Below are 23121 nucleotides of genomic sequence, written 5' to 3'. Positions count from 1 at the left end.
GCATTCACATATGTGCTAAAATATACTTCTCATGTTTACAATGAGTTACATATGTGTATATAAAAAATGAATAGGAAGGTGAAAATGATGCTTAAGAAACTTTTTGGGAAAAAAGAGGAAGCACCTAAAACGGTCACTGCCGTCGCACCATTATCGGGTTCTGTGAAATCCCTTGAAGAGGTACCGGACCCTGTATTCTCTCAAAGGATGATGGGGGATGGGATTGCCATTGAACCGACAATCGGAAAGGTCGTTTCTCCTGTCGACGGAGAGATTATGCAGCTCTTCCCTACAAAACATGCCGTTGGAATCAAAGCGAAAAACGGGGCTGAAATTCTGATTCATATCGGACTTGAAACCGTTTCGATGAATGGTGAAGGTTTCGAGGCGCATATTTCGGAAGGTTCAAAAGTGAGTATCGGTGATCCTTTGATTACGTATGATTTAGATTTGGTAAGGGAAAAAGCGAAGAGCACGATCACACCTATCATCATCACCAATGGGGATGACATGGGTGACCTATTAAAAAAAGAGGTAAATAGTGTCACAGCAGGACAGGAAGACGTATTTGAGATTTCTGCAAAATAAACAATACGGAAGGACCGGCGAAATGGCCGGTCCTTTTTTAATGGAAAAAGAAGTTTTATTCTTAGATCGCATCCGTCTTCCACTTAATGGATAATGACGCAAATACCACAAAAAAGACGCAATAAAATTTAAAAAGACGCAATAACCTGCCAAAACGAAGCAAATAGACCGGATGGCAAAGATAGTAGGTATGTAAGACAGGAATTCAATATGGAAATAACCCAAATATAACTGAGCTCTTTCATAATGTAGGGATAAACTGCCTTTATAGCTCAGCAATGACATAACCTGTACAACCATACAACCACTATTTATCGCTCTTCGCCGTCATTCCGCCTTATAGTATGAATTTCATCGCTTCCTCTGATTTAATATCCAGGATTTCAATATCTATCTTCGGAATTAAGAAGGTCACACCGGCCACCTGAAAAGTTTGTGGAATATAAACGGCTACATGAATCTTTTAGTTCATCATGTAAGTCTTCCAGGTTTTCAGTCGTGATGAATCCAAGACATTTCATTGAAGTGCCGGCATTGTGATGAAAGCCACTTTTGAGAATGACTTCTTTTCACCGAGAAAAGAATGAATGGTATCTTTGATGATCGAGTAAATCGTTTTGATTAGAGGGATTTTTGTAGAAGGATATCCACTATCCATACAATGGTCCCTGTAAGAAATTTGGTTGACAGCCATCCAAGAATCGTTAACAGGATGATGGTGGCAAAGAGCCCGATTCCGGGAATGTAGTTTTCATCCAGGTACGGCTTCAGGATATTTCCAGACAATCCATCAAAAAGTAAGAACATTTTATATACAACGTAGGCATCCAGTGCGATTGGAACAATCGTCAGAACCCCGTTAATAAATGATTTGAAAAACCATTTCATATAGCCATATCTCCTGTCTTTTCTATAAACTCTCCTCTTTATAAAGAAAGATGCTCATGGAGGAAAGGAGTATCTCCGAATTAAATAGGCGAATGCACAAACACTTTCTAGGTATATGACATAGAGTATAAGGTAAATAAATAAAATTCCCTGAGGAGTGATAGGTATGAACTATGGTTACGGTTGTGATCCATGTTATCAAGGTGGGTATGCTTATCCGGTTGCTGGATGTGGCGGTAATGGCTTTGCGTTGATCGTTGTTTTATTCATCCTGTTGATTATTATTGGAGCCGTTTGTTACTGCGGAAATTGATCTGTAGTTTCGATTCTTTGAAAATAATGATGAAAAAAAGAGCTGCCGAATCGGCAGCTCTTTTTGGATTAGATTTTAAAGCTTGAAATCAATTCTTTCAGTTTTTCAGCTTGTTGGGAAAGTTCTGACGCACTTGCAGTGACTTGTTCCATGGCAGCAGACCCTTCTTCAGAAGCCGCCGCAGTGGTCTCTGTATTAGAAGCGGTGGATTCTGCGATTTCATTTACATGGGCAAATGAAGTGGCCACTTCTTGGCTGAGAGAGAGGGTTTCTTGGATGTGGTCCACCATTTCATCCACTACAACCGTTGTTTTTGTTGTTTGGCTTAATATATCTTCAAGTGATGCATTGGTTTCATTGGTGATCTCTACACCCGCAATCACTTCTTTTACGCCGTCTGAGTTTTGCTTGATGATGATATTGACTTCTTCTTGGATACTGTGTACGATTTCAGTCACTCCCTTGGCAGCCTGTCGGGATTGTTCAGCAAGCTTTCTGACTTCATCCGCGACAACGGCAAACCCTCGTCCATGTTCACCGGCCCGTGCTGCTTCAATGGCAGCGTTCAGTGCAAGAAGATTGGTTTGTTCGGCAATGTCCGTAATCGTCCCGATGATGGTGGTGATTTGTGATGAACGCTGACCCAGTGCTTCAACGGTTTCACTTGTGTTGGACATGGTTTCTTCGATACGCATCATTTTAGTTGAAGAAGCTTGGACGGTTTTTCCGCCTTTCTCCGCCACGACTCTCATATCACGTGCGGTTTGTCTTACGAGTTCCGCCTGATTAAATAAAAAGCGTGCTGCTTCTTCAAGACTATTCATCTTCTCTAACGACGATGACATGCGATTGGTGGTCTGCTCACTTCCAGCGGCAATTTCACTGCTGGTTTCTGCAATGGAAGTGATCGTGCGTGAGGTTTCTTCTGCGGAAGCAAGAAGCTCCTGACTGCTTGCGGAAACGTTTTCGGCCATTTCAGAAACCTGCTTCACCAGGGTGGCGATTCCGCCAATGAGCTGATTCGTATCCGATGCAAGGCCAGCCAGCTCATCTTTGGATTTGACTTTAATTCGTTTCGTCAAATCCCCGCCTGCATTCGCGATTTCTAAAATCGATGTGCTAATTTTCTTTGTATTGGTTTTAATGGTATGAGATAAAATGATTCCAAAGAAAACCGCTAACAGAACGGCGAATGCCGCTAATCCGATGGTGACGATTTTAGACATGTACACCTGCTGATTGAGGGAGTCGATCCGGTCATTCAAATCTTTTTCCTGATCAACGACGATCATATCGACGTATGAACGAATCCCATCCAGATATTTCTTGCCTACGCCTGTTTCAACGAGTTTGGCCGCCTTTTCAAGTCCACTATCTTTTCTGGTTTCGATCACCCGGTCTACAAATTGCATCCAGAATCCGTATTGGGCTTGTATCTTACCCATCTTATCAAGCTGGTCGGGATCATCTTTCAAGAGCTTATTCAAATCCTCCAGATGACCTTCTACTTCTCTTTGCCCATTTTGATAAGGTGCCAGAAACCCTGTGGCTCCTGTTATGACGTAGCCCTGTTCCCCGATTTCGATATCATTCAATACTTTGGAAAGGTCCTTTAGCTTCGTATCCACTTTCATATCATATGTGATCAGCGTGTCGATTTCTTTTTCCAACTTCATCATATTGAAGTAGGATGTGGCTGAGAGGATTAATAATACAATCGTTAATAACCCGAATGATAATACCACTTTTCCTCTTATGGTACGAAAATAGGAGAAGATACCGAAATTCCTATTGGATCCTTCTTTCTCCAATTTTTTTCTTTTTGGTGCTTTTAGCCATTTTTCTCTAGTCTTTTTCACCGTTTCCCCCTCCTGAAGATAAGCAAAAAGTAGCATCAAAGGATGAACTTACCATTATTTTATACATATCGACCTAATATATCTAGTCAATTTCAGTAATTTTGTCGAATTTTTGAGAATTTTAGTATATTTCAATCATAGTATAAGATACAATTTTTACCTGTCCTTCGATGGTGGAACATCACAGTGTGTGAAACCATGCAACGAAAGGCTGTTTTTTTATAAAGAGAGAAAGATTCCGCTTTTGATACATATGAATAAGGTAAGGGAAATCTTGATGGGCATCCAGATTAGCGAATCGAAAGAGAGTACGAATCTGATTCTTTCAGGAGGGGGAACAATGCCTCATTCGCATTTAATAAAACCATTGATTGGAGAGTATTATCCGACGATTGATTATGGGAAAGGGGTTTATTTATATGACACCGAAGGCCATGAATATGTAGACGCCTGTTCAGGAGCGGTGACGGCAAATTTGGGACATGGTATGGAAGATATTTTGCAATCCATCGTGAATCAGGGAAACAAAGTGGCATTTGTGTACCGTTCGCAGTTCAGTAATCAGCCTGCAGAAGATTTAGCGGCCTTTTTGAATGACAAAACAGGTTATCCATGGACCTTCTTTGTGAATAGTGGATCCGAGGCAGTGGAGACAGCCATCAAGATCGCTATTCAACACTGGCAGGAGCAGGGGAAACCGATGAAAAGAAAAATCTTATCCAGGTGGCTCAGTTATCATGGAATCACATTTGGGGCTTTATCTGCTTCGGGTCACCCTGCAAGAAGGGAACGTTTTGAATCGTTTTTAGGTGATTGGCCGGCCATCGAGCCACCTTATTGCGCACGTTGTCCATTTGGTAAGACTCATCCTTCCTGCAATCTTGCGTGTGCGACTCAACTGGATACGATGATTTCCAGGATTGGGGCAGAAAATGTTGCGGCGTTCATTGCAGAACCGATCATCGGAGCAGCAGGCGGGGCTATCACCCCACCTAAAGGATACTATGAACGAATAAAAGATATTTGTGATAAGCATGACATTTTGTTTATTGCTGATGAAGTAATGACCGGATGCGGCAGGACAGGAAGCTTTCTGGCGCTAACGCAATGGGGAGTGGAAGCAGATATAGTGGCGATTGGGAAAGGCCTGAGCGCAGGATATGCCCCCATTGCAGCGACCCTCATTTCAGACAAGATCATGGAACCAATATTAAGTGGAAGTAAAGTAATCATGAGCGGGCACACATTTAGTGGAAATCCCATGTCGGCAACTGCTGCACTCGCTGTCCTGAAACTGATAGAATCAGAAAAGATCATCGAGGGAGTCGAGCAGAAAGGGACGTATTTAAGAAATCTACTGGAAAGATGCAGAATTGAATATCCGTTTATTCAAGATATTAGGGGCAGGGGACTCATGCTCGGAATTGAATTCACCGAACGTGGGGGAGAATTTACTTCATTTATCGTTCAATCAGGGGTGGAAAATGGCATTTTACTATATCCTGCAGCTGCAGGGATCGACGGGAGGAAGGGCTCGGCCATTATGGTGGCACCTCCTCTGAACAGTACGAAAAGGGAGCTCGAAGAAATGGCAAAACGGCTGAGGAGCACCTTTCAAATGGTGACAGAGAAATGGAAGGTGAAGTAGATGTCCGCCCATCACAATAAAATGAGCGATTATGAACAAGTCCGGCATTTTTTTCAAAATGACATGACACTGATGTTCGGCGGATTCGGAGGTGTCGGATCTCCACCTACCATATTAAATCATTTGCTGGAGTGGGGTGTGAAAGACCTTACGATCATTGGAAATGACACAGGATTTCCTCATATTGGAATTGGGCAACTAGTGGCTCAAAATAGAGTGAAGAAAGTGATTGCTTCCCATATCGGCTCGAACCCCATCGCAGGAAGGTTAATGAGTGAGGGGAAGCTTGAGGTAGAATTCTCACCACAAGGAGTATTGGCAGAGAGAATCAGGGCAGGTGGAGTGGGCCTGAAAGGCATTGTAAGCGACATAGGCGTGGATGATCCATATTTAAATAAAGGAAAGATCTTACTTGAAATGGACGGGAGCCGTTATGTATTTGAAAGCGCACTGGTTGCTGAAGTGGGTATCGTGTATGCAAAAAAAGCCGATACCTTTGGAAACCTCATCTATGATAAGAGTGCAAGGAATACAAACCCGCTCATCGCAATGGCTTCTGACGTTACGATTGTAGAAGCTCTTGAAATCGTGGATTATGGAGAACTGGACCCGGAGGAAATTATCACGTCAGGTGTATTTGTAGATCATATCGTTTTATCTAAAGGAGTCGATTGGAAATGGGCCTGGGAAACGAATTGAAGGATAAGATGGCTATGCGGGCAGCAAAGGAAGTCAAAGAAAATATGATTGTCAATTTAGGGATCGGCATTCCGTCTCTCGTCCCCAATCACCTCCCCCCGGGATTTCCAGTCGTTTTCCAATCGGAGAATGGAATTATCGGCATCGGACCTGCGCCGGTTACAGGTGATGAAGATGAGCATTTGTGTAATGCAGGAGGATTCCCAGTCTCACTGATGAACGGGGGATGCTATACAGACAGCTCCATCGCCTTTGCCATGATCCGTCGGGGAAAAGTCGATTTGACGATACTTGGATCACTGCAGGTAAGTGAGAAGGGAGACCTTGCAAACTGGATCATACCTGGAAAAAAAGTTCCCGGGATGGGGGGAGCGACGGAACTTGCCTCCAAAGCAAAGAGGGTTATTGTATTGATGACCCATTTAGATAAGCATGGCGGCAGCAAAATCGTGAGGGAATGTACTCTCCCATTAACAGCTGCCCGATGTGTTTCGATGATTATCACCGACCGGGCTGTATTTACCATTGATGAGGATCAATTAGTCCTGAGTGAGGTTTTTCACCCCTTCATGATAAAAGATATAGAGGAGTCAACTGAAGCCCGTTTCATCTTAAGCCCTGAAATCAGATCTATTTAGGTAGGGAGAGATAAATCAATGGAAATCCATCGTCTCATCAATGAATTAATTGAAGATAAAAAGAAGAGAACAATCAAGCTTCTGCAAAGACTGGTCCAGGAGGATAGCATCAGGGGAAATGAATCAAAGGCTCAGGCCATCATCATTGAAAAGTGCAGGAAGCTGGGATTGGAGCTTGATATATGGGAGATAAGCGAAAATGATCTAAACCATCACCCTTTCTATCGTTGTGATAGAAAAAGTTTTAAAGGAAATCCAAATGTAGTCGGAGTCCTTAAAGGAACAGGAGGAGGGAAGAGCCTTCTATTGAATGGACATATTGATGTTGTTCCTGAGGGGAATAAGAAGGACTGGGTACATGATCCTTATAGCGGGTTCATCGAGGACGGAAGGCTATACGGCCGGGGGGCTACAGATATGAAGGGCGGGTCCGCAGCGTTATTGCTTGCCATTGAGGTGATAAAGGAGATCAATATCCCTTTAAAAGGAGATGTCATCTTTCAAAGTGTCATCGAGGAGGAGAGTGGTGGGACAGGGACCTTAGCTGCATTAATAAGGGGGTATAAAGCAGATGCTGCCATCATTCCTGAACCGACAAATATGAAGATTTTCCCCAAACAGCAAGGATCCATGTGGTTTCGTTTAAGAGTTAAGGGGAAATCTGCCCATGGTGGAACCAGGTATGAAGGAGTAAATGCAATTGATAAAGCTTATACGGTCATTCACGCTCTTCAAAAATTGGAAAAAGAACGTAACGACAGGGTGGATGATCCATTATATCGCAACATACCGATTCCATTACCCGTTAATATCGGCAGGATAGAGAGTGGGAAGTGGCCATCTTCAGTTCCGGATATGGCTGTCATAGAAGGAAGGATTGGAGTCGGTCCTTGGGAAACAATGAGGGATGTTGAAGAAGAATTGATATTAACCATCTCCAACCTGAAAACAGTAGATGCCTGGTTTCTGGAGCATCCCGCCGAGGTGGAATGGTTCGGAGGACGTTGGCAGCCCGGGAACCTTCCAAGTGACCATGAACTGGTCAATACCCTGTCAGCACATGCCAAACAGGTGATGGGAACGGAACCTGTCATAGAAGCCTCGCCCTGGGGAACGGATGGTGGTATTTTGTCACAAGGAGGAGATATACCAGTGGTTATTTTCGGACCGGGAACAACAGAAGTCGCACACGATGCAAATGAATATATTGAATTGGAGAGGATGTATCAGACTGCAGAAATACTGGCACTCTTTATAATAGATTGGTGTAATCAATCGAGATAATGGATTACACTTTGGGGTAAAGGGGAATAGGTTGCCTTTATTACTCCGGATATTTTGACTCCGATGTAGATACCGTCCACCAAATAATGATGGATTGTAGATATCTCACCCAGAAGGAACAACTCACATGACATGGAGGTTGTTCCCTTTTTATGGTTGTTTGTTTCATAACTTATCTCATCTCCTCATATGTTTGTTAAAAAGGGGCTTAAAGGATGCAAAAATACGAATATATTAAACAACCTAAACTTGAAGCGACTGTTTACAAAGACAGCTACAATCAGAGACTCAGGGTGGATGGGTTCAACGGCAACACAGGCAGGCTATGGGAATACTTGATGGATGAGGCTGTTTCACATCGTTTTGAAAAGATTTTGATCAAGGCAAGGTTCAATCAGGTTTCCCCTTTAATGGAAAAGGGGTTTGTTATGGAGGGGGGAGTAAACGGTTACTTTAGTGGGGACAGGGCTTTCTTTATGAGTAGATTTCTCACGGACGACAGAAGGAATAGCTCTTATTGGAAAGAAGAGGATGAAATTCTCAGAGCCGTTCAAAAACTTGATAAAAAAGCAGTGGATGGGACTGGATTGATTACAGTCGCAACCGTTGAACATGCAAATGATTTAGCAGAATTGTATCAAGAGGTATTCAAGCTTTATCCTGTACCCTTGCATGATCCTGACTATGTCAAAGAATCCATGAAAAATGGGACAATCTTTGTGTGCATCGAAGAGAATGGAAAGATTATCAGTGCTGCCTCTGCAGAGGTATCATCTTCTAATCAGAATGCCGAACTGACAGATTGTGCAACAAGACCTTCCCATCGAAAGGGAGGATACATGAAGCACTTATTAAGGAGATTGGAAAACGAATTAATACAGCAGAACATTTTTTGTGCCTATACCATTGCAAGGGCGCTTTCGTTTGGCATGAATGCAGCCTTTCATCAGCTCGGATACAGATACAGAGGAAGGTTAGCGAACAACTGCATCATCTTTGACAAAATGGAAGACATGAATATTTGGGAAAGGGATTTAAGTGAACAGTAACAGTGCCTAAAGCGATCTTATCATCATTCAGGTCGGATTCTAAAACGGGTCAATCCAGTCTGGTGGAAACAAACTTTTTGAAAGTTGGTGGAGTATATGAAAATGAATCTCTATAAACCTAAGAGGGATTGGAAGGAAATTGAGCTCTGGAAAGATGTCACAGATGATCAATGGAATAACTGGTTATGGCAGCTCACGAACACGATCAGAACCCTTGATGACTTGAAGAAAGTGGTGAATCTGACTTCTGAGGAAGAAGAAGGCGTCAGAATATCAACCAAGACCATTCCGCTGAATATTACTCCGTATTATGCATGGCTGATGAATGAGGACGACCCGCGTTGCCCGATCAGGATGCAGTCCGTCCCGATCGGAGAGGAAATTCATAAAACGAAGTATGACTTAGAGGATCCATTGCATGAAGATGAAGATTCACCCGTTCCCGGATTGACACACCGGTATCCGGACAGGGTATTGTTTCTAGTCACCAATCAATGCTCAATGTATTGCCGATACTGTACTAGAAGAAGATTCTCTGGACAGATCGGGATGGGAGTTCCCAAGAAACAGCTTGATGCGGCCATTGAATATATCAGGGAAACTAAGGCGGTAAGGGATGTACTGCTTTCTGGCGGGGATGGTCTCTTGATCAATGATCAGATTCTTGAGTATATTTTAAAGAACCTCAGGGACATCCCCCATGTCGAAATCATTCGGATTGGAACGAGAGCACCCGTCGTCTTTCCGCAACGGATCACGGAAAACCTGTGTACTATCTTAAAGAAGTATCATCCGGTATGGTTAAATACCCACTTTAATACATCGATCGAAATAACCGAAGAATCCAAGAAGGCTTGTGAGATGCTTGTGGATGCGGGGGTCCCTGTCGGAAATCAGGCAGTGATCCTGGCAGGCATTAACGACAGTGTCCCGATCATGAAAAAGCTTATGCACGACCTGGTGAAGATTCGCGTGCGCCCATATTATATTTATCAATGTGATCTATCTGAAGGAATCGGTCATTTCAGGGCACCTGTCAGTAAGGGACTCGAAATCATAGAAGGGTTGAGGGGACACACATCCGGTTACGCTGTTCCAACCTTCGTGCTGGACGCTCCAGGCGGGGGAGGAAAGATTTCCCTTCAGCCCAATTACCTCATTTCCCAATGTGCGTCGAAGGTGGTTGTCCGAAATTTTGAGGGAGTCATATCCACTTATCCGGAACCGGAGGGATACGTCTCAGGAAGAGCGGACGAATACTTCAAGGATGTGTATCCTGACGAAGAAATGAAAGAACCGACAATAGGAATTGCCGGTTTGATGAATCAGACCCATTCATCCCTTACACCAGCAGGACTTAAACGCCTGGAGCGTCGCAAAGAATATCAAGAGAATCCAGATCACAATTCCCTTAAGGACTTCAGGGGAAAAAGAGATCAGTTGAAGGAAAAGAAACATAAAGCGATGTTATCAAAAATGAAGGAAGATAAAAAAGATGATAAGGAAGGAAAAATCAATGGTTAGTCATAAAACATGCGAATGGTGCGAAGAGAACTCAGCACACGCACATCTGACCAGTGTGTATTGGGAACTGCCGGATGGCTCACGTGCGATTCAGATTGCGGATGTCCCGGGTATGAGCTGCAGTCAATGTGGAATGGAATACCAGGAAGAATCAGTCATCAATGAGATTGAAGATCAACTGATGCTGATTGATACCAGATTGATAGATAAAGTGATACCATTTAAAGAATTAATGAACCTTCCCCGCTTACTAAAGAAAAATTATTTTCGTTTTTAATAGGTGCAATACTGGGTATGCTCTTACTCATGTCAAACACTTTACGAATTCTTTCTCTTCCGCTATCCTTTAAAAAAGGAACAATAAGGGCAGGTGGAAGAGATGAGAAAATCCTTTTATCATTACTTAATGAAATTTAGGCAACCTACTGCCAAGGATGATATAACCCAATTCGCAAATTCAGCGTATGATGATCACAGTTTTCCTAAACAATCAGAGCAGTACCATGAAATCAGCTCTTACCTGGAAATGAATGGTCATTACCTTGAAAGCATGTCCATTTTCGACAGCGCCTGGGATCATTATCAATTAGAAGAAAAAGATTAAATGTAAATACCTTAGCCACCGGACTGACATTTGTTAGGAGCAAACGTCGGTCCTTTTTTATCAGTCGCTCCGCATCTGTTTAACTGAAAGAAACATCTATAATATTTCTTACCCTAAAGAAAAGGCAGTCAGGGATTTCGTGTATACCGATATGATTGTAATTGCATATCATATAAAAAAGGCGATTAAGGGTGAGGGGAGAATGAAGAAACGAAAAGAGCCTAGATTCAGAGTTGGGGAAACAGTAGTCGTTACAATCTATGGTACAGTAGGAAAGATTACCGATATCAAAAAGCTTGATGGAGAGTTTTTATATGAGGTTAACGAAAGTGAAGGATTATTCAAGGAGAAAGCATTGGAATTGCTGGATTCTTATGATGGATACATTTTTGAACAAGAACAGATCGATATTGAATATAAATTTTTGTTTGGAGATCTTGTGATTGTGAAGGGATATGAAGAGGATCTCTTTAAAGTAGTGGGGTTCAGGACAGAAATATGGCGGTATAAGGATGATGCCTGGGAAGACGTGATCTATGAATTGATGAGGATCACTGATGGAGAATGGCTCGAGGCAGATGAAGATGAAATCACCCTGGTTGCAGATGAAGAACAGGCAGAAGCATTTATAAAGAAGTATGGGTTTGTCTTCCCGCAGAAAAAGGAAGGAAAATCCAAATTGCTCCATTCACCTGCGCACCCGAAGCCCACCTGGATCGATCAGCTACTCGATCATTACAATGATTATAAAACACTTTATCTCTTATTTGAGGACAGTAAATACAAGAATAAAATGGATTATGTGTTAGAGCAGTTGAAAAACCACACGAACTCACAATCTATCGTTAAAGAGAAGGAATAAGCCACATAATATAAAGAAAAACAGGAACGCTTATGACCAAGAAGGACAGAAGGATGACACGAAGGATCCATTGCATGCCCGAAACCACCATCCCTTCACCGTTTTCAAGATCTTTTAACATTGATTTCGTTTTTTTGGTGATTGTATGTAACATATTATCGCTCCTCTTCCTTTGATGATAAAGTCTATGCTTGTCTTTAATGTCTTATGAAAACTTTTTTCTTCTGGCATAACCGGGAGAGTAGTGTCATAAATTGAGAATCAAAGGGGGCGATCACATGCGGGAGATAGAAGTGTTTATCGACACCGAGGAAATTGCAGAATTCTTTATGAAAGAACTCGTTCAAAGAGGATATGTACCGTCAGAAGATGAGCTGGAAGAAATAGCGGATATCACATTCGAGTATCTGATTGCCAAATGCATCATCGATGAAGAATGGGAAGATGATGTTTAGTCTTTTCAACCATCGATACGGATTTGATAAAGTCTGTAACGACCATTCATATAATAGGGATTAACTCTTATGTGTCTCTCATGCCTTCTTTATGAAGCATGGAGGCATTTTATTTTGAGTTAATCCCTCTTTAGATTAACCAGGATAGTAGCACGCGCCTTCCATTTCCGGGTCATTGAGAAATGACGGGGGGTGACCATAGAAAGAAGGGGTGTCATTACATCAGCGGTTTGAGCGTTAAACCAGTCCTGCGATGAGAGGTGTAGTGGAGACTCGTTCTCCCATGCAGACGCTAAAGTTGGACTGAAGAGACGACTTTTCTTCTCTTCTACCGAATATAGATGAGGCCAATAATCTTCACGGGACCCGGTGTGTGGATGGCGATCGGCGAATGTAAATGCACTAGGCAAAACGCTCCCGTGGAATAATACACTATATAGCTTCTTACCTAACAATATCCTGCGATCCACTTTCTCAAAATGAGAAACAGAAAGTCCGGCAAGGGAATAGGGAAGGTGCTTTCCATAAGGAAAAAGTATGGAAGTGAACTCGAGCCGATCCTGCAGGAAGAACTTCCACCGCTCGATGCCGATATTCAGATTGGGGTCGGATAAAATTCGTTTTTGAATCATGTGCTGTTCATTCATAATAAGGGCAATGGTCAACACGTGTTGATTCCCTGTTTTAATAAATTCGTCCCACATCTTGTGCATGAATACTGAAACATTGAATTTTTTTAAGAGGTGAAAAGGGGATTCCCCGGTTAATTTCCATTTTTCATACAATAACAATTGTGGATATGCATCGTTAAAGATGGCTGCATTGCATCTTTCAAGAAACGAGAAAAGGGATCTTTGTTCACCTGCATCTAATATATGTGAAAAAAGATGACTGCGGAGATCTGTCATATGATAACCGGCATTCCTAGAGACCATATGGGCCAGAAAGGCCCAGTGAAGTTCAGAGTGCTTCTTGAAAAAATCGTGATAGTATGAGGTTCTTGTCAGATTATTAACATTGCCTTTTTTTACACTGCTGGTAATTTCCTTATATAACGACTGATCACCCGGGAAGTAAATCTTAGGAAACGGCTCCTCCCTCATCTGTTCGTATAACCGGCTAATCTCACATAAGTCAAGAAGGGGTGATGATTGGTCGTTATTCCCTTCTTTAAATAGGTTTATAATCTTCAGAAACGGTGAATAACTCAAGTGATCCCGCCTCTCTATTTAAAGTGAAAAACATTTCCCTATGTTGAAACTAATTTCAAAATCATTCGTATATATTAATACTATGAATCGCGAAACATTCTTGGGAGGTTAGCTTATGTTGAAGAAGTTCATTAAAAGTTTAATAGGATCCTCCAGGCATCATCACTAAAGATCCAGTGACACCTGGAAAACGTCTAAATCACCATTATTAAGCATAAGAGTAAGAACTTTTTCTCCAGCATTTTTAGTAGCTGACCGGGACGTGATGAATGATACAAACACTTTTTCAGAGACTGGTCAATGCTTTCGAATACTTCTGGAAGCCCTCATCAATGGCTTTCAAATCAATCACTTGGTGGGAAAGGGTAGTTACGGCACAACGTACTCAGTTACACTCGAAAATGGTAGGAAGCGATATTAAAACGAATACGCCCTTACAAAAAGTTATTTTCCAATCACGTCCAATATGTCCGGAATGAAAGGAATACACTTGAAACTTTATCGCATCCAAACGTCCCTGAACTTCTTATGACCGGTGAACATCAGGGGATTCCATATCTTATAATGGAGAAGATGAATGGTCGGGCCTTTGAGGAGTTGATGTTTAAAGAAGGAAATAGCCGGGGAGAGAAACTAACCCTTCATCAGGCTGCAAAAGAGCTTTTAAGGAGGCTTCTGCAGATAGACGAAGAATATCCTGAGTGTTCCGAGCATTTAGAAGATATAAAAAAGGTGATCGAGATGAAATGCACGATAAACAAGGAGGAATTGTCACATGTCATTTTTTAATAAAGTTTTTGCATCAATCGGGATCGGAGCAGCGACAGTCGATACTAAACTGGAGAAGTCAAGCTACGAAGCAGGGGAAAAGGTGAACGGTGTTGTTGAAATTACGGGTGGGAGCACGGAACAGAGTATAGACGCCATATATCTGACGCTCTTCGCTACATATATTCGGGAATCGGATGATAAAAAATATACAGATTATGCCCCTATTGAAAAGGTTCAAATCTCTCACCCATTCACTGTGTTGGAAAATGAGAAAAGAGAATTCCCTTTTACCTTCGTACTACCCTTTGAAACCCCGATCACCTATGGAAATACGAGGGTTTGGGTAGCCACCGGGGTCGATATTAAAAATGCAGTCGATCCTAAAGATAAAGATTATATTGAGATTGTACCGAATTCATTGACTGAAGCCATCCTTACTGCCGTCCAGGACCTCGGCTTCAGAATCCGCAAAGTGGAATGTGAGGAGGCGCCCCGCAGATACAGGGGACGTTACCCATTCATCCAGGAGTTTGAATTTGTGCCTGTTAATGGTCCATATCAGCGTATATTGGATGAAATTGAAGTCATGTTCCTTCATCAAACCGAAGATCAAGTTGAATTGCTCCTTGAAGTTGACAGACGTGCCCGTGGCTTGAGTGGATTTCTGGCGGAGGCCCTTGAAATGGATGAGTCCATGGTCAAGATGACAATCAATGCCTCTGATATTTCACAACTGGCTTCAAAACTGCAACACGCTATAGATAAATTCGCTAAGTGATATTCCATTCGACAAAGGTTCCTATGATTCTATGAAGGATTCGACACACATTTTGTGTAATGGTATGAGTACAAACTATTGATGGAGGGGTGCTCATGCCGTTACTTGAAAAAATCATTCGTCCTAAGCTTTTGAGATCAACATATGACCTGACCATATTTCAAACCCCGAATTACGGAGAGGATAAAGGATATGAAAAGGTGTATCGAATCTCTATCGAAGCAAATAATCATGATGAAGCCCTGTATCAAACCTTCAGAACGTTTAATGTACCGGATCTGGTCCCAAAGGATTATAGCGGCAGGTATATTGCTACACGTGACATTATCTTTATAGATGAGGGACGGAGGGGGCATTTCTATTACCGTCTGCAACCAAATGGATGGAAGAGAGTAAACCGGATCGTCATTCATTAAATTAACCGTAAATTACTAAAAAGGAAAGAATCTTCCTTGGGGAGGATTCTTTCCTTTTTTGATTTCTTACAAATTGTGCCCCGGACCGTTTTTTCTGTTCTTCCCTGTGTCCTCTTTCCCGTGCGCATTATGCTCGGCTTCTAATGCTTCTTTAGGAGTATGATTATTTTTCTTAGGGGCATTGATTCTGTTTCGATGTTTTTTTCCCATTACTGGATTCCCCCTTTATTATGACTTGAGTTTTTCTGTTCTTGAAGAGTTGGGCTGGGTTCCAGATCGAGTAGAAGGGTTGGTTTCATTTGCATGCTGTACCGCTTGTTTCAACTTCTTGCTCATTTTTTCTTTAGACATGAATAATCACTCCTTCTGACTTTATTTTGACCTCTCATCAAGGGTTCTATCCTTCCATTTACTAGCGTTGCATATGATAAGAAAAAGGATTACAATGGTGGTTCAACACTCTCGTTAGGAGGAATAGGTTAGTGAGTATACATATTAACGCAAAAGAAAACGAAATAGCAGAAACGGTTTTATTACCTGGGGATCCCCTTCGTGCTAAATACATTGCGGAAACATTCTTGGAAGATGTGACGTGCTATAATGAAGTCCGAAATATGTTTGGTTACACAGGAACGTACAAAGGAAAAAGGATATCTGTGCAGGGAACCGGCATGGGTGTTCCATCCATTTCCATTTACATCAATGAACTGATGCAAAGTTATAACGTTCAGAACCTCATCCGTGTCGGTACGTGCGGAGCTATTCAAAAGGATGTCAAAGTACGTGACGTCATTCTTGCCATGACTTCATCAACAGATTCTCAAATGAATAAATTAACCTTCAATGGCATCGATTATGCTCCAACAGCCAACTTTGATCTGCTGAAACGTGCATATGACGCAGGTGTAGAAAAAGGGCTTAATCTAAAGGTTGGAAACGTATTCACCGCTGATATGTTTTACAATGATAATGCAGAGCATGAAAAGTGGGCTCAGTATGGTATTCTTGCCATCGAAATGGAAACATCCGCCCTTTACACATTAGCAGCCAAATATGGCCGGAACGCACTTTCCGTCCTTACTGTCAGTGACCATATCCTGACAGGTGAAGAAACAACTTCTGAGGAGCGTCAAACCACCTTCAATGAAATGATCGAAGTGGCTTTGGAAGCAGCAATTCAAAATTAAACACATTGATTTGTGATGGAGAAAACTGCTTATTACCCTTGAAGGGTTTATAGGCAGTTTTTCTTTTTTTGTGAGGTTTCTCCTGCTTACATTCATCTTCCGAAATGGTAAGATGGAGGATGGAACCATTTTAAAGAAACTAGGTGAAAGTATGAAAAAGATCATCTTCGTAACTGCTGCCTCCCTGGTGATGTTATCAGGGTGTTCGCAAGTACAAGAGTGGTCAGACGATTTATTTGGCCAAAAACAGCAAGAGAAACAGGAAGAACACGAGGTCCGGGCACCTGATGAAGAGCAGGATGAACAAGCAGTGCCGGAACAACCTCCTGAAGAAACTGTTCCTGAAGAACTGCAACTGGAATCCCAATTCTTCAATGAAGTGAAGGTTGTGGATGGGAAGCAGGTCATTCAGAACCCAGCCAATTTATTAGCACTTGTGAATAAAGAATACGCGTTAGACGAATACAAACCTGCTGACTTAGTTCGTCCGAACGTGCCTTTCGTATTTGGAGATCAGGAACTTGAAAAGGCACATCTCCGTAAAGAAGCGGCTGAGCAGCTTGAGAAAATGTTCTCTGATGCAAAAGCGCAAGGCGTATTTTTGACAGCCATTTCTGGTTACCGTTCCTACGAGTATCAAAAAATGCTACTAGAACGGGAGATTGCCCAATACGGCGAAGAAAAAGCGGTCATGGCCGTAGCACCGCCTGGGCAAAGTGAGCATCAATCGGGATTAGCGATGGATATTTCAAGCGAAAGCAACCAATTTCAAGTGAATATTGAGTTCGGGGAAACGAAAGAAGGAAAGTGGCTGGCAGAGAACGCGTATAAATACGGGTTTATCCTTCGCTATCCTGAGGATAAGGTTTCTATTACTCATTATCAATTTGAGCCTTGGCATTATAGATATGTCGGCATCGACGCTTCGAAAGTGATTCATGAAAATGATTGGGCACTCGAAGAGTACTTTCAAAATGTAAAGAAAATATAGTGGAGAGGGTCAGGGCTCAAGGTCCTGATCTTTTTCGTTTTGTAGGAGAAGTGTACCTTAACAACCCCATATTCTTGATGTACTCGACACTCCAAGGGTTCTGATTTCAAGTATACTCACATAAAACAGTAATAGGGCTGTCCAATTTGAAACAGGTGGGTGGAGTTTATGATGAGGGTGTTCAGTATCATCGTAGTAGGAAGTATTTTTGTCGGTATAGGCATCAATTTTTTCTTTGTCCCTCACCATTTCCTGGACGGAGGCATGATCGGAATCGGCCTCATTTCCCACTACTGGTTTGGCTTTAAACCGGGACTTACCATCATCCTTCTAAGTGTGCCACTTTACTTCCTGGCTTTCCTGAAGGATCGAGCCCTTTTTTATAATAGTATTCACGGTCTCTGGTTGTCCTCCTTGATGATCGACTTTTTTTATCAATGGCATACGGCCGTCGACTTCCCCCCGCTCATCAGTGCATTTCTTGGCGGTACGTTTGTCGGTATCGGGATTGGCCTTATGCTGAGGGGGAATTCTGCAACGGGTGGATCAGACTTATTGGCGCAGTTGATAGGGAAGAGCTTCGCCTTGAATGTGGGCAAATTGATCTTTGCTTTCGATAGTATCGTCCTTTTGGTTGGTTTTCCGATCATTGGGACCGAGGCATTTCTATATTCTTTACTGGCTGTCAGCACAGTAGGGTTTTTTACAACGATTTTGACACATCATAATGAGGACGATGGATTTTCCTTTCACTAAGATGGAAAAGCTGATAGAATGAAGAAGCTATGAGCATATCATTGCTCAGGGGCACGTTTCACGATATTCTAAACGAAAATTCACAGGAGTTACATAGCAACGAAAGTGGTGGAAGATTTGGAACAAGATAAGACAGAACAATCGCAACAGGAAACGCATTCAAGTTTCATCAAAATGAAAAAATTCAAATTTGTCATGCTCCTCTTTTTCCTTGTTTTCCTAACTGCAGGGATCACTACGTTTGCACTGGCATTCGGTGATGAAAAAGCGGTCAACGTGGGTGTTACGGAACGTTCGGAGTTTCAGAAACTTTATGAAGCCTATGACAAATTAAACGAGGACTATTACAAAGACCTTGATGAGGATACTCTTGTCAATGGTGCGATCAACGGCATGATTGATAGCGTAGGCGATCCGTTTTCTGATTATATGAATGAGGAAGAAGCGAAAAAGTTCGAAGAAAGCATCTCTTCTTCGTTTGAAGGGATCGGGGCGGAAATTCAGGAGAAGGAAGGCTATATTTCCATTGTTTCCCCCATAAAAGGCTCTCCTGCAGAAAAAGCCGGTCTACAGCCGAACGACATCGTTACAAAGGTCGATGACAAGAGTATTCAGGGAATGTCAGTAACGGATGCGGTCCTTCTTATCCGTGGAGAAAAGGGCACAAAGGTTACGTTGACCATTCAACGCCCTGGTCAGGATAAGCCGATGGAAGTCACCATCACCAGGGATGAGATTCCGATTGAAACGGTATATGCAGAGATGAAGGATAACGGTGTGGCAGAAATTCAGATCACCAGTTTTTCCGAGAATACGTACAAAGAATTAACAGACGCCCTAAATGAAATGAACGGGAAAGGCATGAAGAAACTTGTTCTCGACCTAAGACAAAACCCTGGTGGTTTATTGAATCAAGCGGTCAAGATTTCAAACCTTTTTGTTCCAGAAGGCGAAGTATTATTCCAGGTGGAAGACAGTAAAGGGAAGATTGAGAAGTATGTTTCAGAATCAGGTCAGAAGGTAGACGTTCCAACAGCAGTTCTTGTTGATGAAGGTAGTGCGAGTGCAGCTGAGATTCTTTCAGCTGCTGTGAGCGAATCCAACGATATTCCTCTCATCGGAACGAAGACATTCGGTAAAGGAACTGTCCAAACTGCCGAGACGTTCAAAGACGGATCGAACATGAAATTCACCACGGCTAAATGGCTTACACCTAAGGGGAATTGGATCCATGAGAAGGGAATCAAACCGGATGTGGAAGTGAAAATGCCGGATTATGCACAGCTTCCTTATATCAATCCTGACAAAGAAATGAAAGAAGAAGATCTATCCGATGGGGTTAAAACAGCTGAGCAAATGCTGAAGGCATTGGAAATCGACCCTGGAAAGGTAGACGGTTATTATGATGAGAAAACAACGAAAGCAGTTAAAGACTTTCAAGGGAAAAAGGATCTTGAAGTAACCGGTACTTTAAATGGTGAAACCATCCTGAAGCTTATGAATGACCTTAGAGAGAAGCTGAAAGAAAACGATCCTCAATTGAAAAAAGCAATTGACGTATTAAATAAGCAACAATAAATAGAGATCCCAGGTGAATTCAACCTGGGATCTTTTTTAATATTCTTTCGGAAGCGTTCAATTGGAAAAGCATTGTTGAAAGGAGAGGAAATCCTTCAGTATGGAAGGCTCAGGGGAGATTGTATTAACGATTTCGGAGGTGAGGAAAGACAGCAGGAAATCATCCGGCTGGCAGAAGAGAATCTCATGGAAGATATTCAATCGGGTGAAGGGGTTACAAGCGTCATTTCCCTAATCTGAGTTGGAATGGATAATGTTGAAACCTCTACTTCAACAAGCAAGGAAATAAATACGGAATGTCTGTATTACTAAATCCTATTGATCATGTGAAAGCATTACGCCCCCCCTGTAGAGGGGAAGCTTCACAGACCTTTCAACATCACACACAGGATTAGTTCTGGACTTGAATCAACAAAAGAATCGAGAAGCCATTAAGAAATTCCTCAGTACCGATCACCAGGAATGAAATTCAGAAGAATCAAGGTCCAGGAACGTTTCAATCTTCTTCAATTTTCTTATGATCAAATCATGAAGATAGTCCTTATACTTCTGATCTTCTGCCTGATCATGTTCCAAATGAAGGATTTTTAAGTGCTCTAGATGTTCCTTTAATGTTCGTTCATCACTGTCAGAGCCACCAGACTGAACTTTACGGAGAATGACATCGACCAGCTTGTCATGTGTGGCTTCGATGGTTTTAGTTCCTTGCCTGGCATAGATGGCCCCGTATCTCAAATCCCCTCTGGTAACAATAGAAGTATAGGGAACATATCTTGGATCATAATCGATAATAAGCACCTGAAATCGTTTAAGACTCACGAGTGGGTGGGTCCTTTCAGGGAAAATGAAGTCTTCTGTTCTATATCTTAAATATTTAGGCAGAAGGTGTTGCAGTTTATTGTCAACATCTGCCTTATCCAGAAACTCCTCATCAGTCAACCCTTTCAGATCAATGGATCCATCGTCAAATTGCATGACACCGATGATGATGCATCCACCTCCTGTATTGGAAATCGCCAGGATATGTTTCGCCATCTTGGTGAACTCAATCCAATCAGATTTAAAGTCCACATAATCCGTCTCACCGGTGTTATGAAGCAATAGATCCTTCAATGTTTCATGAGAAGGATTCTTCAGGAAATCCCTTAACCTTAACGGAACAATCTTCTCATAATACATGTTCACCCCACCTTTAATCGGTTCGGTACCCAGCCATTCTTACAATTGGTTTCTCTAACTGTAAGTAAGGGTTGCTATTTCCATTCTATGCGTGAATAGTGTAGGATAACGCTCTTAAACGTATAATTCTTTGGTCGGGATGTTGTTTCATTGGTATTGTCCGTTGTGTTCCTAATTACTTTCTAATAGAATATGGATAGGAATCTATGGAAAGGAAGATTACATGAAAAAGGATGTTTACATATTATCAGGATTTCTTGGCAGTGGAAAAACGACTTTACTGAAAGAATTACTGCAATCCTTAAAGGATCATAATAAAAAACCGGCCGTATTGATGAATGAATTAGGAAGTGTATCGATTGATAGTGATTCAGTTGAGGATGACACAGCGTTACGTGAGCTTCTGGATGGATGCATTTGCTGCACGATATCGGAGAAATTGGAGGCACAGCTTCAGGAGCTTTTATTGAACGAAGAATTTGATGTGCTGATCATTGAAACAACGGGTGCGGCACATCCGGTTGAAGTGGTTGATTCCATTCTATCCCCGTTGTTTGCCGATCGATTTGAATTCAGGGGCATCATTACCGTGGTGGATGGTCTGCAGTGGCGAAACCGGGGGGACTTCAGTCCGGCTGTTTTACATTTGATGAGGGAACAAATTCGTCATGCCCAGTACATTGTAGCGAATAAGATGGACTTGCTTACTGAAATGGAGCAGGGAACTTTCTCATATGAGTTACAGCAAATCAATCAGAATGCCAAAGTATACCTAACCAATTATTCTAAAGTGTCAATGAAGGATATCCTCTCTCTCAAGACAGATCAAGTGGCGGTTTCCCACGATCGATCTTCCCTCCGTGAACATTTAACGCTTCAGGCGGTCGTCTATACGTTTAGTGGAAAAGTGAATGGAGAAGCCTTTGAGGAATGGGTGAAAGCTCAATCTGACACCATTTACAGAATGAAAGGATATGTACCGCTTCAGGGAAGGAAATACCCAACATTATTTCAGTATTCATATGGGATGCCACTCTTCATGCCTGGGGAAATGAAATATCCCACCAATTTTGTTATAATAGGGGAAAATATACATAAAGAAGAAATAATACAGTCATTGCAAGAAATCGATCTGATGAAGTAACACATGGGGTGGGGGGAAACCTTATGGTGTTTCAGTTGTTTAGTGTGGAACGCATTTTATTTATCACTGGGTATTCAACTGAATGTCAGATATTAACGAGTTCATACCATTGACAATATCGGGTAAAATGTTTATGATTTAATAGTTAACTTAGTGAAGTATTTATCGAGTGTAAGAAAGGTCGATTTTTTGTGGGAAAAGAATTGTTCGAGTTAGAAGGGTTATTTAGATCCGTTTTTAGAATGATGAAATCAGATATTCGAAACATCTTTGGAGAATTCATTTCAAATGGAGAATTTCGGGTGCTTCAACTTATCAGGGAAAATGGTGCATTGAAATCTTCTGAGATATCTAAACGTATGGAAGTATCTGCGAGTCATATTACATCCATTACTGATACATTAGTGGAAAAAGGCTATATCACAAGACAGCGGTCCAGTGAAGATCGCAGAGTCGTAGAGTTGACCCTGACACCTCAAGGAGTGGAAGTGCTGGCACAGTGTGAAGAGAAAAAGTCACATTATTTTCAACAGTTATTCCAAACCTTTGATAAAGAGGAAATCAATCATTTGATCGGTTTGTTTGAGAAACTGTTAAGCTCATCAATACGCAAGTAATCGTATTTGAAGATAATATCCTGTTATACTTGGAACCATGTATAACAGGAGTGAAAAAGGGTTGACCATATAAAGGGTCATC

The 23121-nt window shown here is 41.9% G+C and carries 28 protein-coding genes and 1 pseudogene; 22 read left to right on the top strand and 7 right to left on the bottom strand.

From position 1 onward, the window contains the following. Positions 1-87: 87 nt before the first annotated feature. Positions 88-588: a PTS sugar transporter subunit IIA gene (locus tag JI667_RS00665; RefSeq protein WP_206850465.1), complete on the top strand. Its 501-nt coding sequence runs from the start codon at positions 88-90 to the stop codon at positions 586-588. Positions 589-925: 337 nt separating this feature from the next. Here JI667_RS00665 and JI667_RS00660 read toward each other — a convergent pair. Next, positions 926-1476: pseudogene (locus JI667_RS00660) on the bottom strand (DUF502 domain-containing protein). A 166-nt stretch (positions 1477-1642) separates the two neighbouring features. On the opposite strand from JI667_RS00660, the gene JI667_RS00655 reads away from it, so the two are divergent. Next, positions 1643-1789: a YjcZ family sporulation protein gene (locus JI667_RS00655; RefSeq protein WP_206849016.1), complete on the top strand. Its 147-nt coding sequence runs from the start codon at positions 1643-1645 to the stop codon at positions 1787-1789. Positions 1790-1857: 68 nt separating this feature from the next. Here the strand turns inward: JI667_RS00655 and JI667_RS00650 are convergent, their stop codons facing one another. Beyond that, entirely contained in the window at positions 1858-3648 is a 1791-nt protein-coding gene (locus JI667_RS00650; RefSeq protein WP_368077867.1) for a methyl-accepting chemotaxis protein, read from the bottom strand. A 340-nt stretch (positions 3649-3988) separates the two neighbouring features. On the opposite strand from JI667_RS00650, the gene JI667_RS00645 reads away from it, so the two are divergent. The 9 genes from JI667_RS00645 to JI667_RS00600 all read left to right on the top strand — a co-directional run bounded on the left by JI667_RS00645 (position 3989) and on the right by JI667_RS00600 (position 11956). Then, on the top strand, positions 3989-5296 hold the full coding sequence (locus JI667_RS00645) for an aspartate aminotransferase family protein (protein ID WP_206849006.1): 1308 nt from the start codon (positions 3989-3991) through the stop codon (positions 5294-5296). After that, positions 5297-5995: a 3-oxoacid CoA-transferase subunit A gene (locus JI667_RS00640; RefSeq protein ID WP_206849004.1), complete on the top strand. Its 699-nt coding sequence runs from the start codon at positions 5297-5299 to the stop codon at positions 5993-5995. It begins immediately after the preceding gene. Beyond that, the gene (locus JI667_RS00635) at positions 5974-6633 is read left to right on the top strand and encodes a 3-oxoacid CoA-transferase subunit B (protein ID WP_206849001.1); all 660 of its coding nucleotides are present in this window, start codon (positions 5974-5976) and stop codon (positions 6631-6633) included. The genes JI667_RS00640 and JI667_RS00635 overlap by 22 nt, the downstream gene beginning before the upstream one ends. A gap of 18 nt (positions 6634-6651) precedes the next feature. After that, a complete protein-coding gene (locus tag JI667_RS00630; protein WP_206848999.1) occupies positions 6652-7917 on the top strand; it encodes a peptidase in 1266 nt (421 codons plus the stop codon). Positions 7918-8132: 215 nt separating this feature from the next. Next, the gene (gene ablB / locus JI667_RS00625; protein WP_206848996.1) at positions 8133-8966 is read left to right on the top strand and encodes a putative beta-lysine N-acetyltransferase; all 834 of its coding nucleotides are present in this window, start codon (positions 8133-8135) and stop codon (positions 8964-8966) included. Positions 8967-9062: 96 nt separating this feature from the next. Next, a complete protein-coding gene (ablA, locus tag JI667_RS00620; RefSeq protein ID WP_206848994.1) occupies positions 9063-10490 on the top strand; it encodes a lysine 2,3-aminomutase in 1428 nt (475 codons plus the stop codon). After that, entirely contained in the window at positions 10483-10767 is a 285-nt protein-coding gene (locus JI667_RS00615; RefSeq protein WP_206848992.1) for a YokU family protein, read from the top strand. The genes ablA and JI667_RS00615 overlap by 8 nt, the downstream gene beginning before the upstream one ends. A gap of 102 nt (positions 10768-10869) precedes the next feature. Next, positions 10870-11094: a YozE family protein gene (locus tag JI667_RS00605; RefSeq protein WP_206848990.1), complete on the top strand. Its 225-nt coding sequence runs from the start codon at positions 10870-10872 to the stop codon at positions 11092-11094. A 202-nt stretch (positions 11095-11296) separates the two neighbouring features. Further along, complete coding sequence (locus tag JI667_RS00600; RefSeq protein ID WP_206848988.1) at positions 11297-11956, top strand: hypothetical protein; 660 nt, start codon at positions 11297-11299, stop codon at positions 11954-11956. On the opposite strand, the gene JI667_RS00595 is transcribed toward JI667_RS00600, so the two are convergent. Further along, positions 11940-12110 carry a hypothetical protein gene (locus JI667_RS00595; protein WP_206848986.1) on the bottom strand — a complete coding sequence of 57 codons (171 nt, stop codon included), beginning with the start codon at positions 12108-12110 and terminating at the stop codon, positions 11940-11942. The genes JI667_RS00600 and JI667_RS00595 overlap by 17 nt on opposite strands. A 124-nt stretch (positions 12111-12234) precedes the next feature. Here JI667_RS00595 and JI667_RS00590 point away from each other — a divergent pair, with 124 nt between their 5' ends. Next, the gene (locus tag JI667_RS00590; protein ID WP_098350299.1) at positions 12235-12411 is read left to right on the top strand and encodes a YozD family protein; all 177 of its coding nucleotides are present in this window, start codon (positions 12235-12237) and stop codon (positions 12409-12411) included. Between the two features lie 119 nt (positions 12412-12530). Here JI667_RS00590 and JI667_RS00585 read toward each other — a convergent pair whose 3' ends face one another. After that, positions 12531-13622 carry a DUF2515 family protein gene (locus JI667_RS00585; RefSeq protein WP_206848984.1) on the bottom strand — a complete coding sequence of 364 codons (1092 nt, stop codon included), beginning with the start codon at positions 13620-13622 and terminating at the stop codon, positions 12531-12533. A gap of 564 nt (positions 13623-14186) precedes the next feature. On the opposite strand from JI667_RS00585, the gene JI667_RS00580 reads away from it, so the two are divergent. The 3 genes from JI667_RS00580 (at position 14187) to JI667_RS00570 (ending at position 15587) form a co-directional block, all read left to right on the top strand. Then, positions 14187-14411 (top strand): hypothetical protein, encoded by a 225-nt coding sequence (locus tag JI667_RS00580; protein WP_206848981.1) that lies wholly within the window; start codon positions 14187-14189, stop codon positions 14409-14411. Further along, positions 14398-15171: a sporulation protein gene (locus JI667_RS00575; protein WP_206848979.1), complete on the top strand. Its 774-nt coding sequence runs from the start codon at positions 14398-14400 to the stop codon at positions 15169-15171. Before JI667_RS00580 ends, JI667_RS00575 begins: the two co-directional genes overlap by 14 nt. 95 nt (positions 15172-15266) lie before the next feature. Further along, positions 15267-15587, top strand: coding sequence for a YodL domain-containing protein (locus JI667_RS00570; RefSeq protein WP_206848978.1), 321 nt, complete (start codon positions 15267-15269; stop codon positions 15585-15587). A 66-nt stretch (positions 15588-15653) separates the two neighbouring features. On the opposite strand, the gene JI667_RS00565 is transcribed toward JI667_RS00570, so the two are convergent. Continuing rightward, positions 15654-15797, bottom strand: a complete 144-nt coding sequence (locus JI667_RS00565; RefSeq protein WP_206848976.1) for a hypothetical protein — start codon at positions 15795-15797, stop codon at positions 15654-15656. Positions 15798-15815: 18 nt separating this feature from the next. Then, positions 15816-15938, bottom strand: coding sequence for a hypothetical protein (locus JI667_RS22850; RefSeq protein ID WP_257475071.1), 123 nt, complete (start codon positions 15936-15938; stop codon positions 15816-15818). A gap of 131 nt (positions 15939-16069) precedes the next feature. On the opposite strand from JI667_RS22850, the gene deoD reads away from it, so the two are divergent. The 5 genes from deoD (at position 16070) to JI667_RS00540 (ending at position 20339) form a co-directional block, all read left to right on the top strand. Next, positions 16070-16774, top strand: a complete 705-nt coding sequence (deoD, locus tag JI667_RS00560; protein WP_206848974.1) for a purine-nucleoside phosphorylase — start codon at positions 16070-16072, stop codon at positions 16772-16774. 151 nt (positions 16775-16925) lie between these two features. Then, positions 16926-17765: a M15 family metallopeptidase gene (locus JI667_RS00555; protein WP_206848971.1), complete on the top strand. Its 840-nt coding sequence runs from the start codon at positions 16926-16928 to the stop codon at positions 17763-17765. Positions 17766-17933: 168 nt separating this feature from the next. Continuing rightward, entirely contained in the window at positions 17934-18521 is a 588-nt protein-coding gene (locus tag JI667_RS00550) for a YitT family protein (protein ID WP_206848969.1), read from the top strand. 117 nt (positions 18522-18638) lie between these two features. Further along, positions 18639-20099, top strand: a complete 1461-nt coding sequence (locus JI667_RS00545; RefSeq protein ID WP_244668157.1) for a S41 family peptidase — start codon at positions 18639-18641, stop codon at positions 20097-20099. A 75-nt stretch (positions 20100-20174) separates the two neighbouring features. After that, complete coding sequence (locus tag JI667_RS00540; RefSeq protein ID WP_206848967.1) at positions 20175-20339, top strand: hypothetical protein; 165 nt, start codon at positions 20175-20177, stop codon at positions 20337-20339. Positions 20340-20552: 213 nt separating this feature from the next. Here JI667_RS00540 and JI667_RS00535 read toward each other — a convergent pair whose 3' ends face one another. Then, positions 20553-21278 carry a helix-turn-helix domain-containing protein gene (locus tag JI667_RS00535; RefSeq protein WP_206848965.1) on the bottom strand — a complete coding sequence of 242 codons (726 nt, stop codon included), beginning with the start codon at positions 21276-21278 and terminating at the stop codon, positions 20553-20555. Between the two features lie 223 nt (positions 21279-21501). On the opposite strand from JI667_RS00535, the gene JI667_RS00530 reads away from it, so the two are divergent. Together JI667_RS00530 and JI667_RS00525 are read left to right on the top strand one after the other, a co-directional pair. Continuing rightward, complete coding sequence (locus JI667_RS00530) at positions 21502-22422, top strand: CobW family GTP-binding protein (protein ID WP_206848963.1); 921 nt, start codon at positions 21502-21504, stop codon at positions 22420-22422. 191 nt (positions 22423-22613) lie between these two features. Then, positions 22614-23039 carry a MarR family winged helix-turn-helix transcriptional regulator gene (locus JI667_RS00525; protein WP_368077866.1) on the top strand — a complete coding sequence of 142 codons (426 nt, stop codon included), beginning with the start codon at positions 22614-22616 and terminating at the stop codon, positions 23037-23039. Positions 23040-23121 lie beyond the last annotated feature (82 nt).

The sequence above is a fragment of the Bacillus sp. NTK074B genome (assembly GCF_017303375.1).
GTDB lineage: Bacteria > Bacillota > Bacilli > Bacillales > Bacillaceae_B > Rossellomorea.
The sequence above is the reverse complement of the archived record's forward strand: the minus strand, read 5'-3'. Positions and strand labels throughout refer to the sequence as shown.